This is a genomic window from Sphingobium sp. B2D3A, from assembly GCF_025961795.1.
GTDB lineage: Bacteria > Pseudomonadota > Alphaproteobacteria > Sphingomonadales > Sphingomonadaceae > Sphingobium.
The window spans coordinates 1,534,054-1,548,699 of sequence record NZ_JAOQOI010000001.1 but is presented as its reverse complement, the minus strand read 5'-3'; the positions used below and the strand labels follow the sequence as shown (position 1 = coordinate 1,548,699).

Annotated in this window: 12 protein-coding genes and 1 tRNA gene; 6 read left to right on the top strand and 7 right to left on the bottom strand. The window is 66.6% G+C overall.

The genetic code is table 11. The features are described 5' to 3' along the window. Positions 1 to 152 precede the first annotated feature (152 nt). Together M2337_RS07200 and M2337_RS07195 are read right to left on the bottom strand one after the other, a co-directional pair. A complete protein-coding gene (locus M2337_RS07200; protein WP_264569662.1) occupies positions 153 to 1,040 on the bottom strand; it encodes a hypothetical protein in 888 nt (295 codons plus the stop codon). Positions 1,041 to 1,164: 124 nt separating this feature from the next. Continuing rightward, complete coding sequence (locus M2337_RS07195) at positions 1,165 to 2,094, bottom strand: LysR family transcriptional regulator (protein WP_264569661.1); 930 nt, start codon at positions 2,092 to 2,094, stop codon at positions 1,165 to 1,167. 125 nt (positions 2,095 to 2,219) lie between these two features. Between M2337_RS07195 and M2337_RS07190 the strand changes: the two genes are divergently transcribed. After that, positions 2,220 to 2,918: a pirin family protein gene (locus tag M2337_RS07190; protein ID WP_264569660.1), complete on the top strand. Its 699-nt coding sequence runs from the start codon at positions 2,220 to 2,222 to the stop codon at positions 2,916 to 2,918. Between the two features lie 66 nt (positions 2,919 to 2,984). Here the strand turns inward: M2337_RS07190 and M2337_RS07185 are convergent, their stop codons facing one another. Beyond that, positions 2,985 to 3,929, bottom strand: a complete 945-nt coding sequence (locus M2337_RS07185; protein ID WP_264588591.1) for a LysR family transcriptional regulator — start codon at positions 3,927 to 3,929, stop codon at positions 2,985 to 2,987. 100 nt (positions 3,930 to 4,029) lie between these two features. Here M2337_RS07185 and M2337_RS07180 point away from each other — a divergent pair, with 100 nt between their 5' ends. Continuing rightward, entirely contained in the window at positions 4,030 to 5,490 is a 1,461-nt protein-coding gene (locus tag M2337_RS07180; protein ID WP_264569658.1) for a sulfatase, read from the top strand. A 48-nt stretch (positions 5,491 to 5,538) separates the two neighbouring features. Here the strand turns inward: M2337_RS07180 and M2337_RS07175 are convergent, their stop codons facing one another. Genes M2337_RS07175 through M2337_RS07165 form a run of 3 tightly spaced genes read right to left on the bottom strand, consistent with a single transcriptional unit; the run spans position 5,539 to position 7,937 of the window. Next, positions 5,539 to 6,498, bottom strand: a complete 960-nt coding sequence (locus M2337_RS07175) for a hypothetical protein (protein ID WP_264569657.1) — start codon at positions 6,496 to 6,498, stop codon at positions 5,539 to 5,541. A gap of 3 nt (positions 6,499 to 6,501) precedes the next feature. Further along, positions 6,502 to 7,455, bottom strand: a complete 954-nt coding sequence (locus tag M2337_RS07170; RefSeq protein ID WP_264569656.1) for a hypothetical protein — start codon at positions 7,453 to 7,455, stop codon at positions 6,502 to 6,504. A 26-nt stretch (positions 7,456 to 7,481) separates the two neighbouring features. Then, the gene (locus M2337_RS07165; protein WP_264569655.1) at positions 7,482 to 7,937 is read right to left on the bottom strand and encodes a nuclear transport factor 2 family protein; all 456 of its coding nucleotides are present in this window, start codon (positions 7,935 to 7,937) and stop codon (positions 7,482 to 7,484) included. Between the two features lie 283 nt (positions 7,938 to 8,220). Here M2337_RS07165 and M2337_RS07160 point away from each other — a divergent pair, with 283 nt between their 5' ends. From M2337_RS07160 to M2337_RS07150, 3 genes are read left to right on the top strand one after another with little or no spacing between them, the layout of a single operon-like run. Continuing rightward, positions 8,221 to 8,994 (top strand): ImuA family protein, encoded by a 774-nt coding sequence (locus M2337_RS07160; protein ID WP_264569654.1) that lies wholly within the window; start codon positions 8,221 to 8,223, stop codon positions 8,992 to 8,994. Further along, positions 8,876 to 10,450, top strand: coding sequence for a Y-family DNA polymerase (locus tag M2337_RS07155; RefSeq protein ID WP_264569653.1), 1,575 nt, complete (start codon positions 8,876 to 8,878; stop codon positions 10,448 to 10,450). Before M2337_RS07160 ends, M2337_RS07155 begins: the two co-directional genes overlap by 119 nt. Continuing rightward, a complete protein-coding gene (locus M2337_RS07150) occupies positions 10,447 to 13,686 on the top strand; it encodes an error-prone DNA polymerase (RefSeq protein WP_264569652.1) in 3,240 nt (1,079 codons plus the stop codon). The genes M2337_RS07155 and M2337_RS07150 overlap by 4 nt, the downstream gene beginning before the upstream one ends. Before the next feature lie 31 nt (positions 13,687 to 13,717). Here the strand turns inward: M2337_RS07150 and M2337_RS07145 are convergent. Then, a tRNA-Cys gene (locus tag M2337_RS07145) sits at positions 13,718 to 13,791 on the bottom strand. 200 nt (positions 13,792 to 13,991) lie between these two features. On the opposite strand from M2337_RS07145, the gene M2337_RS07140 reads away from it, so the two are divergent. Next, positions 13,992 to 14,645 carry a protein-L-isoaspartate O-methyltransferase family protein gene (locus M2337_RS07140; protein WP_264569651.1) on the top strand — a complete coding sequence of 218 codons (654 nt, stop codon included), beginning with the start codon at positions 13,992 to 13,994 and terminating at the stop codon, positions 14,643 to 14,645. Position 14,646 lies beyond the last annotated feature (1 nt).

Sequence of the window (14,646 nt, the reverse complement as noted above, 5' to 3'; positions counted from 1 at the left end):
GGTGCTCCTTGGGGTCGGGGGATATTATGGATTCCACGTCGTCACCCCGGGCTTGACCCGGGGTCCCGCTGCCTTCGGCTTCGGCCAGCAGTAAAGCGGGACCCCGGATCAAGTCCGGGGTGACGAGTGTATTTGGATCAGGTGGCATCAGCTTAGGCCTTCGCCAGCCGCGGATCGCGCTCGTCCTGGGCCCAGGGCGAGCGCATCCGGTAGGGCACGAAGTGGAACACCGCCTCGACGGCGGAAATGGCATCGTCGCGGATCTTGAAGGCTTCCAGATAGGCGAAGCTGTGCGGGCGGAGGAAAAAGCCGGTGCGCGTCTCGCCATTGGTGAGCTGATAATCGCGCGTCTGCCCGTCATGGTCGATGAAGCCGCCGCAGAGGACCACGCCCTGTTCCTCATCCACCAGCGGATAGCGCCGCGCGCGGATCCAGTTGTCGAACCGGTAATAGCCGAGCAGGAACTGCTCCTCGCAGCCCATCCTGGCGACCGGCGCCAGATCGGGCTGGGGATTGTGCGTGGTCTGCACGCCATTTTCGCGCCGCTCGCAATCCGCGGTGAAGCGGGTGTGCAGCGTGCCGTCATTCTGCTCGAGCGTGGAGAAATAGCCATCGGCCAGCGAGAGCATCCGTGCCCGTTCGGTGCGGGAGGCGGGCGGGACCGGCTCGGTCAGTTCCGGACGCGGCGCGGGATCGGTGTTGAGGAAGGGGACGCCGCTGTCCGTCGCGCGCGCCACCAGCAGCTCGATCTCGGCGAGCGCGCCGGTCTCCAGCGCCGCGATCCGCAGCACGAACAGCGCCTTGTCGCCGCTTTCCTCCAGCACGCCGAAGCGCGCGGCATTGCTGGTGCGCACGTCCACCACATCCCAGCGATACTCGCCGATGCCGGTCACCGTCTTCCAGGCGCCATCGCCAAAGGGGAATTCGACGCTGTTCTCGGTGTAGCGCAGCCGGGGCGCGAGGGCCAAGCGCTGGGGATCATTGGCGCCCAGAGACGCGACGGTCTCATCCAGCAATGCCAGCAAAGCGGCTCTGTCCATGCGCAGACATCCTCTCCTTTAACGCCGGTCGGGCTTCCATATCGCTCGTCCGGTGACGCTCTCCGCCCTTAGCCGATTGTTTGCGCAGGAACTTGCCGGTGCGCGCACCCCGATGCGGCAGGGTTCAGAGATCGATCATCCCGGCAAGCGCCGCATCGGCCCGCCCCTGTTCGACGAACTGCGCGATCAGCCATTCAGCCGCCGGGCCGGGCGGCGTATCCCGGCGCCAGATGCCAGCAAAGCGGTAGGTTCCGCCCGGATGATCGGGCATGGCGAGGCGCACCAGCGTGCCGGCGACGAGATCGCTCTCCACCATCGGCAGCGGCATGTTGCCCCAGCCGACGCCCTCGCACAGCAGGGCGTGCTTGGCGCCGAGATCGGCCAGCCGCCAGGTCTTGGGGCTCAGCACCGAATAATCCTGCCCATCGGTGGCGCGGGAGCGGTCGGTGAGCACGAGCTGGGTGTAATCCCGCCCGGCGCCCGGCGGGATCTGCGCCATTTGCCCCAGCGGATGATCGGGCGCGGCGACCGGCACCAGCGGCACCGAGCCCGCCGCGACACATTCCACCCCATCGGCGCCGATGGCGAGCGGGCCGGAAATGCCGATCATCGCCCGCCCCTCCCGCACCATCGCGAGGACAGCACCAAGCGCCTCGACATGCAGGCGGAGCTGGACAGTGGGATATTCGCGCGCAAAGGCGCGCAGCACCGCGCCCAGCCGCTCGGCCGGCAGCATGACGTCAACGGCCAGATCGACTTCCGCCTCCAGCCCATCGAGCAGGCCTTTGACGCGGGCGCGCAGCCCGTCCACGCCATGGGCGACGGCACGGGCATCGGCGAGCAGCGCCCGGCCAGCGACCGTCAGCTCCGGCTTGCGCGTCCCTTCCCGCTCGAACAGCGTCAGGCCAAGCTGCGCCTCCAGATTGGCGATGCCATAGCTGATGACGGACACGGCGCGGTTGAGCCGCCGCCCCGCCGCCGCGAAGCTGCCGCTGTCCACCACCGCGAGGAAGATGCGCAACTGATCGAGCGTTGGCGTGCCGGGCGCGCTCACTATTCAACTTTCTCGAACATAATGGTCTATTTTATCCCACTGAACAGCAAAGCTCACAAGCCCTAAATCAGTCTCCAACGCCGGACAGAACGTCCGCGACCTTCCCTCTGACAAGGAGACACATGATGATCGACCTTCGCCCCTTTGATAGCCTCGGCGCCGCCAACCATGGCTGGCTGGATGCCCATCACCACTTCTCCTTTGCTGGCTACCATGATCCTGCGCGGGTCCACTTCGGCAGCCTGCGGGTGTGGAACGACGATGCCATCGCGCCGCAGACGGGTTTCCCGCCCCATCCGCATCGCGACATGGAGATCATCACCTATGTCCGCGAGGGCGCGATCACCCATCAGGACAGCCTCGGCAATGTCGGCCGCACGGAAGCGGGCGACGTGCAGGTGATGAGCGCCGGCACTGGCATCCGCCACTCGGAATATAATCTCGAGGATGTGACCACGCGGATCTTCCAGATCTGGATCATCCCCACCCGCGAGGGCGAGCCGCCGCAATGGGGCGCCAAGCCTTTCCCCAAGGGCGAGCGCTCGGGCAAGTTCGTCACCCTGGCCTCTGGCCATGCCGAGGATGAGGACGCCCTGCCGATCCGCACCGATGGACGCGTGCTGGGCGCGACCCTGTGTGCCGGCGAGACGGCGGAGTATCCGCTCGGCAAGGACCGCAAGGCCTATCTGGTGCCCGCCACCGGCGCGGTGCAGATCGAGGACGTGCGGGTGAATGCCCGTGACGGCGCCGCGATCAGCGATGTGGAGGTGCTGCGCATCACGGCCATTGAGGACAGCGAAATCGTCCTCGTTGACGTGATCTGACCGCAGGAACGCCGCGCTGCCGAACCCACCGGCAGCGCGGCGTTCGCTCGTCCGCGACGCCGCGCCTCAATCCGGCATCAGGCCATAGGCGCGATTCTTGACGACGCTCTCCAGCAACAGCCGCTCGACCGCATCCCGGTCCGCCTGCGCCTCGGCATCCCGCCGATGGAAGACGAGGCGCCAGTCATGCAGGGGGAAGAGCCGCACGATCCGGCCCCGCATATCCGGCGGGATCATCGCGGCAGGGAGGTTGGCGACCGCCTGGCCGCGCGCCACCATGGCGATGATCACATCGAAAAACTGTACCCGCGCCACGATGTTGGTGGGCTGCACGCCAAAGGATGCCAGCTTGCGGCGCAGGCGCTGCTCCGCCCCATCGTCCCGCCCGGACGGCAAGGCGAAGGGCAAGCGCGCCACCTCTTCCGGTGAAAGCGGCACCTCGCGGCCTGCGGCCAGTTTGCGGTTGCCGAAGATGCCGCCCGACACCCGCCCCAGCGACCGCATCGCTTCCGCCACGGGCTCATCGGCAGGCTGGTGGATCAGCACGAAGTCATAGGTTCCACTGCTCGCCGCGAGCGTGGATTCATGGCTCGGAATGCGAGTATCGAACTCCAGAACGATGTGGGGATGGGCCGCCAGAAACCTGTCCAGCCTTGGCCGCACATAATGATCGGCGAGGCCTTGCCCCAGCAGAATGCGAAAGCGCACGATCTCGCGCGGGCCGGGCCTGCGCAGACGGTGTGCCGCCAGTTGATCGGCCGCGCTGGAAAATATCCTCAAGTCGGCGAGGAAGCGCTCGCCCTCCGGCGTGAGTTCGGGGCGCCGCCCCGCGCTGCGGGCCATCAGCGCGACCCCGAGCTGCGCTTCCAGCGCCTTGAACTGGCTGCTCACCGACGCCTGGGAAATGCCCAGCAATTCGGCGCTGCCGGCAAAACTGCGTGTCTCGGCAAGCGTCTCGAAGATCACCAGCTGGCGCAGGGTAAATGGCAGGCTTTGCAGGGCACTCATCATTCAGCCATAACCTGTGCGTTATAAATGCCATTGCCCGTACATCTGTTGCCTCGCCTGTTCAATCGCTGCCACATGAGCGAAAGTCAGACGGAGACCCAAGTTGACCGACCTTGATGTGACTCGCCGCAGTGTGCTCGGCCAATCTTTGGGCGTTATCGGCGCCAGCATGGTGGGGGCCGGTTCGACGGCGCGGGCCGCGCGGCCTAAGAAGGCATCGGGCAATCGGCGCAAGCAGCCGAACATATTGTTCATCATGACCGACGACATGGGCTATGCCGACCTCTCCTGCTACGGCCGGCGGGACTATGAAACCCCGGCGATCGACAGCCTCGCGGCCGACGGGATGCGCTTCCTGCAAGGCTATGCCAATTCCGCCGTCTGCTCGGCGACGCGCACGGGCCTTATCACCGGGCGTTATCAGAACCGCCTGCCCATCGGCCTTGAGGAGCCGCTCGCCCAGCGCCCTGTCGGCCTGCCGCCCGAGCATCCCACTCTCCCGTCGCTGCTGCGGGCGGTGGGTTATGGGACGACGCTGATCGGCAAATGGCATCTGGGCGCGCTGCCCAAATATGGCCCGCTCAAGAGCGGCTATGACCATTTCTGGGGCTTCCGGGGCGGCGGGGTGGATTATTTCACGCACAAGTTCGCTGGTCGGCACGACCTGTGGGACGATGACCGCGAGGTCTTCGAGAAGGGCTATCTCACCGATCTTCTGGCCGAGCGCGCGCTGGAGACGATCAGCACCGCTGCGCAGGGGGACAAGCCCTTCTTCATCTCGCTGCACGTCAATGCGCCGCACTGGCCCTGGGAGGGGCCGGGCGACGAGGCCGAGGCCATGAGGCTGGATGCCGATGGCAAGCCGACGGCGCTGATGCATTATGACGGCGGCTCGCAGCGTATCTATGCGCAGATGGTGACGCGGCTGGATATGCAGGTCGGGCGCATTCTGCAGCGGCTGGACGACCTTGGCATCGCGGACGATACCATCGTGATCTTCACCAGCGACAATGGCGGCGAGCGCTTCGCCGACACCTGGCCGTTCACGGGCCGCAAGACCGAGTTGCTGGAAGGTGGCCTTCGCATCCCCGCGATCGTGCGCTGGCCGGCCTATGTGCCTGCCGGGGTGACCAGCGATCAGGTGATGATGTCCATGGACTGGCTGCCGACCCTGCTCGCGGCGGCCGGCGGTGCGCCGGACCCGGCCTATCCCAGCGACGGCATCAATCTGCTGCCTTATCTCGCCGACCCCTCCAGCAAGAGCGAGCGGACCTTGTGCTGGCGCTACAAGAATCTGGACCAGCAGGCCTGCCGCATGGGCGACTGGAAGTATCTGAAAATCCTCCAGAACAGCTTCCTCTTCAACGTCGCCGACGATCCGATGGAGCGCGCGAACCTCAAGGACCGGATGCCGGAGAAAATGGCGCAGGTGAAGGCAGCCTATGACGCCTGGGACAGCCAGATGCTGCCGCTCGACCCGGATTCATCAACCCATGGCTTCACCGGCAAGGATCTGGCCGATCACTTCGGCGCCAAGATGGAGAATAGCGTCAAGCCGCGCTGACGGGCGTGGCGGGGTAGGCAGGCTCGGGTGTCCTGCGGCCCCGTCCGCTCAGGGTGCCCAGCCCTGCCCGGCCTCATAAGGCAGGCGCGTGAAGATCAGCTCGACCTCGCGCACCTTGCCGCCCCGCATGCCCAGCATCTCGCCGCTGAGCAGCGACATCGGCCCCCTCAGCTTGGCGGGGCAGGTGCGACCATAGCCCGGAATGTCGTTGCACTCGGTCCGCCCGTAGAAGCGCAGGGAAAACACGCCGAACAGCACCTGCTGCTCCTCATCCACCACCAGAGTGCGACGCGGATCGACCTTATCGAGCGTATCGAACAGGTGCGCCTCCACCTGCGCTTGGCAGCTCATGCTGCCGAAATGCGGCAGCACTTTGCCGGGAATGGGCGTGATGGGATAGGCCAGTTGCGGGTTGCCGCTCATCGGCATCCGGTTTTCGATCCGCTGGCAATCCGGCGCGAAATGATCGCCTTTGTTGCGCAGCATGTTATCGAAGTTCCGGTCGGCCAGTGCGATCATTTCGGCGCGGGACAGGCGCTCGCGCTTGGGCACGATGGTGCGCAGGCCTGCTCTGACCTCGGTCGGCATGGAGGGATGCTGCGGCGCGAATGAGCGGCCGATCACCGTCTCGGCTTCCGCGATCCGCCCGGCGACGATCTTGAGGCGCGTGGCATAGCCGACGGTCTTCCCGGCCTCCTTCACTTCTCCCAGCACCGCGACTTGGCCTGCGGCCACATCGGCGGCCCGTGCCTGGTAGCTGCTATAGCCATCCACCGTCTGCCAGAGCCCCTCGCCCGGCGCCACCGGCACGCCATTCTCGGTGGCGCGAAAGTCCGGTGCAAGGTCGAGTCCGGCAGGCGTCCCCTGCTCGACGGCGGCGAGATAGCGGTCCACATGCGCATAGAGGCAGGCGCGGTCGCACGCAGGCGCGACCTCCCGTGCCAGCGTCGGCAAGCCGGGGGAGAGCAGCAGCGCGAGGGCGGTGGCACGCCATGCAAAGCGGATCATCCGTCAGTCCTTTCCGTCGCGCAGATCGCCCAGCCAGCCGCTGTCGGCCTCATAAGGCGCGAATTTGAAGATCGCCTCGACCTCGTGAATCTTGCCGCCGCGCACGCCGAGGATCTCCGCGTTGAGCAATGAGACCGGCTGGCGCGGCTTGTCATGGCAGATCGTGCCATAGCCGGGGACCTCGTTGCACCGGCCCTTCTTGTACCAGCGCATGACATAGACGCCGAAGACGAGTTGCTTCTCCTCATCGAGCAGGAGGAAGCGGCGGGGCTCGACCGCGTCGAGCTGGTCGAACAGGTGCAGGCTGATCTGCTGGCCGCAGCCCATGCTGCCGAAATGCGGCTTGGGCACGCCGGGGATCGTGCCGATGGGATAGTTGAGCTCAGCATTGCCGCTCATCGCCATGCGGTTCTCGATCCGCTGGCAATCCTCCGCATAAAGGGAGCCGTCGGCCGCGAGCAGCGCGTCGAAATTGGCATTGGCCGTTTGGATCATCTGCTGGCGGGTCAGCCGCTCGGCGGGCGGAACGATATTGCGGAACGACGCGCGCGGCGCCGGCACGATCGACGAGCCGGGCACCCGCCCGCGCCCGAGAAACGTCTCCACCTCGGTGATCTTGCGATCCGCCACCTTGAGGCGCAGCGCGATGGTGACCTTGCCCTCCCCTTCCAGCACCTCGCCGATATAGCCGACGGTGCCGCTCACCGGATCGGCGAGGTCGATGCGATAGGTGCCGAGGCCTGTCGCCGTCTGCCACAGGCCCGCGCCGAGACGGACCTCCTGCGCATCCTCCGTCGCGCGATATTGCACTGCCATGGGCGCCCGAGCGGGCGCGCGCGCGACCATGGCGGCCAGATATTGGTCCATGATCTCGGTGAGGCAGGTGCGGTCACAGGCCGCCGGTGCGGCAGTTTCGGCAGCCATTGCCGGGGCGGCGAGCAGGAGCGCGGCCATCATGGCCAGCTCTCGGATCGGACGCGCGATCATGGCTGCACGGGACGCGGGCGGGGCCGGATGCGGGTGATCTTGCCGCATGGAATCTCGTAGAGCAGCACGCCGCGCAACCGCCAGTCATCGCCCGCCTTCAAGGGCCGTGAGCCAAAGTCCGGCCAGTCGCTGGTAGCCTGAAAATGCGCTTCCAGATCGACCGTCGCGCCCTGCGGTTGCACCTCGATGGCGTGCGGGGTGACTTGCTCCTGCAGCCCACGGGCATCGACGTCGCGATAGAAAGCGATGATGGCATCCCGCCCCTTGAGATCAGGCCATTTGCCGCCTTTCACCAACACGACATCGGCGTCGTAATAGCTGGTGAAGCAGGCATAATCGCTCGCATTGAAACAGAGGAAATAGCGCTCGAAATCGGCCTTGGTCATGCCCGGCGACGGGCAATTCTCGGCCGCCACAGCCGTTTGGGCGAGCGATCCGAACAGAGCAAGCATAAGCGCTTTGCCGACGGCTGACCTGAACCGCATCCCCTGTGACCTCCCCCTCATGACGCACATCCGCATGCAGCGGATAAATCGTGATACGTCGTTGTAGTTTATTCCGTCCTGCAGGTCTGCCTTGTCAAGCGAAATGCCCGGCGAGGAACCGCCTTTGCGATACTCTGTCGCAGGCGTGACGGAGCAATGATCGTTCGACTCCAGTGGCTTGGGCCGCGATCGGACAAGCTGCCGGAACGATCCCTTGACCCTGCTCAGAATAGGAACATAATAGGAACATATGAGACTCGCCCCTGCCCTTTTGTGCGATCACGCGATGCCGGATGCCCCCTCCCGAAAGGCGTTCGGCATCGCCGCGATCGATACGCTGCTGGGCGGCGGGCTGGCGCGCGGGCGGGTGCATGAAGTCTATGCCGCAGAGGTGGACGATGTCGCGGCAGCGGCGGGTTTCGTCGTCTCGCTGGCGACAGGTCTGAGCGAGGCCGAGGGCAAGGTGCTGTGGCTCCGCGAGCGACAGGCGAGCCGAAAAGGCGGCGTGGCGCAGGGCCATGGCTGGGCCGAACTGGGCGGCGCCCCCGGCCTGGGGCTGATCGGCACCGTCAGGGACGGCATGGACCTGCTGCGTGCGGCCGTGGATGCCTTGCGCTGCTCTGGCCTGAGCGCAGTCGTGGTGGAAGGCTGGGGGCCGATGCCCGCACTGGACCTGACCGCCAGCCGCCGCCTGACTCTGGCGGCAGAGAAATCCGGCGTGACGCTGCTGCTGCTGCGCCCTGACGCGCCGCCCGTGCCCAGCGCGGCACAGACCCGCTGGCAGGTGGCCGCCGCACCTTCGCTCGCGCTGCCGGGCAATGCGCCCGGACTGCCGACCTTCGATGTGACCTTGCTGCGCCAACGTTCCGGCCCTTGCGGCCTTTCCTGGCGGCTGGAGTGGGACCGTGACCGACGCTTGTTCCGTGAAGCGGCGCTATCTGGCGCTGTGGTTTCCGCTCCTGCCCACAGAAAGGCTGCGGATTCAGCAGGGTATCGACAGCGCGGGGACCGGCGGGCAGCCTGACGGGCCGCTGGTTCTCGTCGCCAAGATCAAGGGCGCATTGCGGCTGTGCGCCGTCGATGCGCAGGCCCGCGCGCTCGGTATCTCACCCGGCCAGACGCTGGCCGATGCCCGCGCGCTGCAGCCCGACCTCATCGTGGCCGACATGGACGAAGAGGCCGACCGCCACTGGCTGCAGCGGCTGGCCCGGCATTGCATCGCCTGGTCACCGCATGTCACCCTCGCCCAGCCCGATGGGATAACACTGGATATTGCGGGAAGCGACCATCTGTTCGGCGGCGAGGCAGGCCTGGCCGCGCAGGCCGAGGATGCCTTCGCCGCGATTGGCATGAGCGTGCGCATGGCCACAGCCTCTACCGCGCAGGGCGCGCAGGCGCTGGCCCGTCATGCCCGCCTGCCCGTCACCAACGAGCGGGAGGCGCTGCGGGCGCTGCCCGTGCTGGCGCTGGGGCTGGACGAAGAGGCGACGCTCGCCTTGCGCCGGGCCGGGCTGAAGACCATCGGCGATCTGGCGTCACGGGCCGCCGCGAGCATCGCCGCGCGATTTGGGGCGGACGCGGTGACCGCCTTGCGCCGCCTGCTGGGCGAGGAGCAGGCGCCGATCGATCCGCTCGCACAGCCCCAGCCGCTCCATTTCGAGCGCCGTTTTGCCGAGCCGGTCGCCTTGCAGGCCAGCATCGCCGGCTGTTTTCTCGACCTGCTGCGCGAGGCGGCCCGGACGCTCGATGAGCGCGGACTGGGGGGCCGGCGCTTCGTGCTGACATTGTTCCGCAGCGATGGGGCGCGTCATCGGCTGGCGATCGAGACCGGTCTGCCCACGCGCGATCCGGCGCCGGTGCTGCGCCTGTTCGACGAACGCATCGGGACGCTGGCCGATCCGCTCGACCCCGGTTTCGGCTATGACCGCATCACCTTGTTCCTACCCGTCACCGAGCCGCTCGGCACCAGCCAGCCGGCTCTGGATGGCAGCGAGCAGGATGCCGGCGCGCTGGCCGATCTGATCGACCGGTTAAGCACCCGCCTGGGGCCGGCCAGCCTGTGTCGCCTTGAGCCGCAGGACAGCCATATTCCCGAACAGGCGCAGCTTGCCTTGCCGGCGATCCATGCCCGCGCCCCCCTTCCATGGCCCACGCCGCCGGTGGGCGAGCCACCCTTGCGGCCGCTGTTCCTGTTCGATCCGCCGCAGCCGGTGGAGGTGATCGCGCAAGTGCCGGACGGCCCGCCGCATCGTTTCCGCTGGAAACGCAGGCTGCACGAGGTGCGGCTCTACGAAGGGCCCGAGCGGATCGCCTCCGAATGGTGGCGGCGCAAGGGCGGCGAAGCCCCCGGCAAGGCCGGGCTGACGCGGGACTATTACCGGATCGAGGACGTGCGCGGGCGACGCTACTGGATCTTCCGCCACGGGCTTTATGATGAAAAGCCCGATCCGAACTGGTATCTCCACGGGCTGTTCGCATGAACGACCCGCCCCCTTTCGCAGAGCTGGTCGCGGCCACCAATTACAGCTTCCTGCGCGGCGCCTCGCATCCCGCACATATGGTGGCGCAGGCGCATCATCTGGGCATGGCCGGGCTGGGCATTGCGGATCGCAACACGGTGGCCGGCGTGGTGCGCGCGCATGTGGCCTGGCGGGAGATCGGCGGGCCTGCCACCGGTTTTCGCCTCGCCGTCGGCGCGCGACTGGTCTTTGCGGATGGGACGCCGGATATCATCGCCTACCCCGCCACCCGCCTTGGCTGGGGACGGCTGACACGGCTGCTGACGCTGGGTAACCGCCGCGCGGAAAAGGGTGATTGCACGCTCGATCTGCCGGATCTGCTCGATCATGCCGACGACCTGCTGCTGATCGCCACCGGGCGTGACCGGAGCCTGTTGGAGCGGCTGAGGGAGGCGCGCCCGGGCGCGGTGTGGCTGGCGGCGACCATGCAGCGCAGCGGCGCGGATGCGCGACGACTGGCGCAAGCCCAGGCTCTCGGCGCGGCTTGCGGCGTGCCTCTGCTTGCCACGTGCGACGCGCTCTACGATCATCCCGACGCGCGACCGCTGCACGATATCCTGACCTGCATTCGCGAAGGCACGACCATCGCTGCGGCGGGTCGACGCCTGCTCGCCAATGCCGAACGCCATCTCAAGCCCCCTGCCGAAATCGCCCGCCTGTTCCGCACGTGCCCCGAAGCCGTGACGGCCAGCACCGACATCCTCTCGCGCATCGCCTTCACGCTCGATGACCTGCGCTATGAATATCCGCACGAACCGGTGCCCGAAGGCTGGCAACCGCAGGCCTGGCTGGAACATCTGGTGCAGGAGGGTGGCCGCGAATATTTCCCCGATGGCCTGCCCGAAAAATACCAAAAGGTGCTGGACGAGGAATATGCGCTGATCCGCAAGCGGAACTACGCTTATTACTTCCTCACCGTGCACGATATCGTGCGCCACGCCCGCAGCCTCGAGCAGCCGATCCTGTGCCAGGGCCGGGGCAGCGCGGCCAATTCTCTGGTCTGCTATTTCCTCGGCATCACCCCGATTGATCCGGTGCGGGAGAAGCTGCTGTTTTCGCGCTTCCTCTCGGAAGAGCGCCATGAACCGCCCGATATCGACGTGGATTTCGAGCATGAGCGCCGCGAGGAAATCATGCAGTATATCTATGCCCGCTATGGCCGCGAGCGGGCCGGCATTGCCGCCACGGTGATCCATTACCGTCCGCGCAGCGCGATCCGCGAAGTGGGCAAGGCGCTGGGCCTGACCGAGGACGTGACCGCGCGGATCGCCTCGACCATCTGGGGCTCGCCCGGGGGTAGCCGGGTGCCCTCCCCGCGGATCGAGGAGGCAGGATTTGATCCTGACAATCCCGAAGTCGGCCGACTGCGCACGCTGGTTGAGCGCCTGCTCGAATATCCCCGCCATCTCTCGCAGCATGTCGGCGGATTCGTGCTGACCGAGAGCCGGCTCGACGAACTGGTGCCCATTCACAATGGCGCCATGCCCGATCGCACCTTCATCGAATGGGACAAGGACGATATCGACGCGCTCGGCCTGATGAAGGTGGATGTGCTGGCGCTCGGGATGCTGACCTGCATCCGCAAGAGCTTCGACCTGCTGCGCACGCATGGCCTGGCGGACCTGACGCTGGCCACGGTGCCGCGCGAGGACAAGGCGACCTACGCGATGCTTCAGCGCGGCGACAGCATCGGCACCTTTCAGGTCGAAAGTCGCGCGCAGATCGCCATGCTGCCAAGGATGAGGCCGAAGGAGCTGTACGATCTGGTCATTCAGGTGGCGATCGTCCGTCCCGGGCCGATCCAGGGCGGCATGGTCCATCCCTATTTGCGCCGCCGCAACAAGGAGGAGGCCGTGGTCTTCCCCAGCCCTGCCCCGCCGAACGATCCCAACGAGCTGCGCGAGGTGCTGGGCAAGACATTGGGCGTGCCGCTATTCCAGGAACAGGCGATGAAGCTGGCCATCGTCGCCGCCAAGTTCACGCCGCCCCAGGCCGATGGGTTGCGGCGCGCCATGGCCACCTTCCGCCATCACGGGACGGTGCATAATTACCAGAGCCTGCTGGTCGAAGGCATGGTCGCGCGCGGCTATGAGCGGGACTTTGCCGAACGCTGCTATCAACAGATTGAGGGTTTTGGCGAATATGGCTTTCCCGAAAGCCATGCCCAGGCCTTTGGATGGCTCGCTTATGTCTCATCATGGCTGAAATGCCGCCACCCGGCCGCGTTCACCTGCGCCCTGCTCAACAGCCAGCCAATGGGCTTCTATGCGCCCGCGCAACTGGTGCGCGATGCGCAGGAGCATGGCGTGGAGATCCGTGCGGTCGACGTGAATGCCAGCGAATGGGATAGCACGCTGGAAGGACCGGCCGGCAGTGCGCTGGCGCTGCGGCTGGGATTTTCACGCATCGACGGCTTCCGGCAAGGATGGGCCGAGACGATCGCACAGGCCCGGCAGGACGGCGCGTTCGTCTCTATCGAAGATCTCGCCCGGCGGGCCAGCCTGCCTCCCCAGGCCTTGCGCAAGCTGGCCGATGCCGATGCTTTTGGCACGCTGGCGGAGTCGCGCCGCGATGCCTTGTGGGAGGTGCGCCGCACGCCGCCAACCCAGCTGCCGCTGTTCGCCTTTGCCGATGCGCCGGAACTTGGCCGCGAAGCCGATCCGCGCCTGCCCGCCATGCCGCTCTCCGAGGAAGTGGTGGCCGATTACCAGACCGCGCGCCTGTCATTGAAGGGGCATCCGATGCAGTTTCTGCGCGCTGCGCTGACCCGCGAAGGCGTGCGATCCTGCGCGGCCGCCAATGCGCTGCCCGATGGCCGCAGGGCGCGCGTCGCCGGCGTGGTCCTGACCCGGCAGCGGCCCGGCAAGGGCAATGCCGTGTTCATCACGATCGAGGACGAAACGGGGATCGTCAACGCGCTGCTCTGGGCGCGGGATCTCGACAAGCAGCGCCGCGCCGTGATGGCCGCGCGCCTGATGCTGATCGAGGGTGAAATTCAGAAGAGCAAGGAAGGCGTGGTCCACCTGATGGTCCGGCGGGTGATCGATCGCACGGCCATGCTCGATGACCTCGCCGATCATCCCCCCATGGCCCCGCAAACCGCGCGCGGCGACGAAGCCCGCAACCCCCAGCGCCCCCGCCTCAATGGCCATCCCCGCAATGTCAGGATTCTGCCAAAATCGCGCGACTTCCACTGAGGGCCCGTCTGGGGATGTGCGTGTGAAGTCCTGGAGGCCCGAGCCGGAATCGAACCGGCGTATACGGATTTGCAGTCCGCTGCGTCACCACTCCGCCATCGGGCCTCGGGGGTGGTCGAGGGAGCGCGGCTAGCTCAATTCATTCGGCAACGCAACTTGCTTTGCGCCATGACGGACGGGACAGGTGCGCAGACTGCGTAGGGGCATTAAAAAACTTTTCACTGTGCGGTGCAAAAAAGCTAGAGAGGCTGGCAAAGCCAATTACTGTATTGCTCATACAATACAGCCATGTCATCAGGGAGCTTATGACCGAGCAGACTTTCAAGGCGATGCGCCGTGCGATGGTGGAAAGCCAGTTGCGCACGAGCGACGTCAACGATCCTGTGATCCTCGAAGCGATCCTCGCCGAACCGCGCGAACTTTACGTGCCGCAGGAGCGGCGCAGCGCGGCCTATATCGATCGGGCCGTGCCGCTGGCCAATGGCCGGGCGCTCAACCCGCCGCTTGCCACCGCGCGCCTGCTGGTCGAAGCCGCCCCGCGCGCGGGCGAGAAGGTGCTGCTGGTCGGCGCGGCGACAGGCTATGCGGCGGCGCTGCTGGCGCGGCTTGGCTGCACTGTGGTGGCGATCGAGGACGATGACGCGCTGTTCGCCCACGCCAAGGCTGCTTTGGCCGGTCATGCCGGCGTTACGTTGCAGCAGGGACCGCTGGCCGCCGGCTTCGCGCAAGGCGCGCCCTATGATCTGCTGTTCGTCGATGGTGCCATCGAGGAGCTGGACAAGGCGCTCATTGCGCAATTGCGCATCGGTGGCCGCGCGGTGTTCGCCCGGCTGGAGCGCGGCGTGACGCGCCTGTGCATTGGCACGCGCACCACCGGCGGCTTTGGCGCCCGCGCCTTCGTGGACTGGGAGGCCGTGCCCCTGCCCGGTTTCGCCCGGCCCAAGACCTTCACATTCTGAC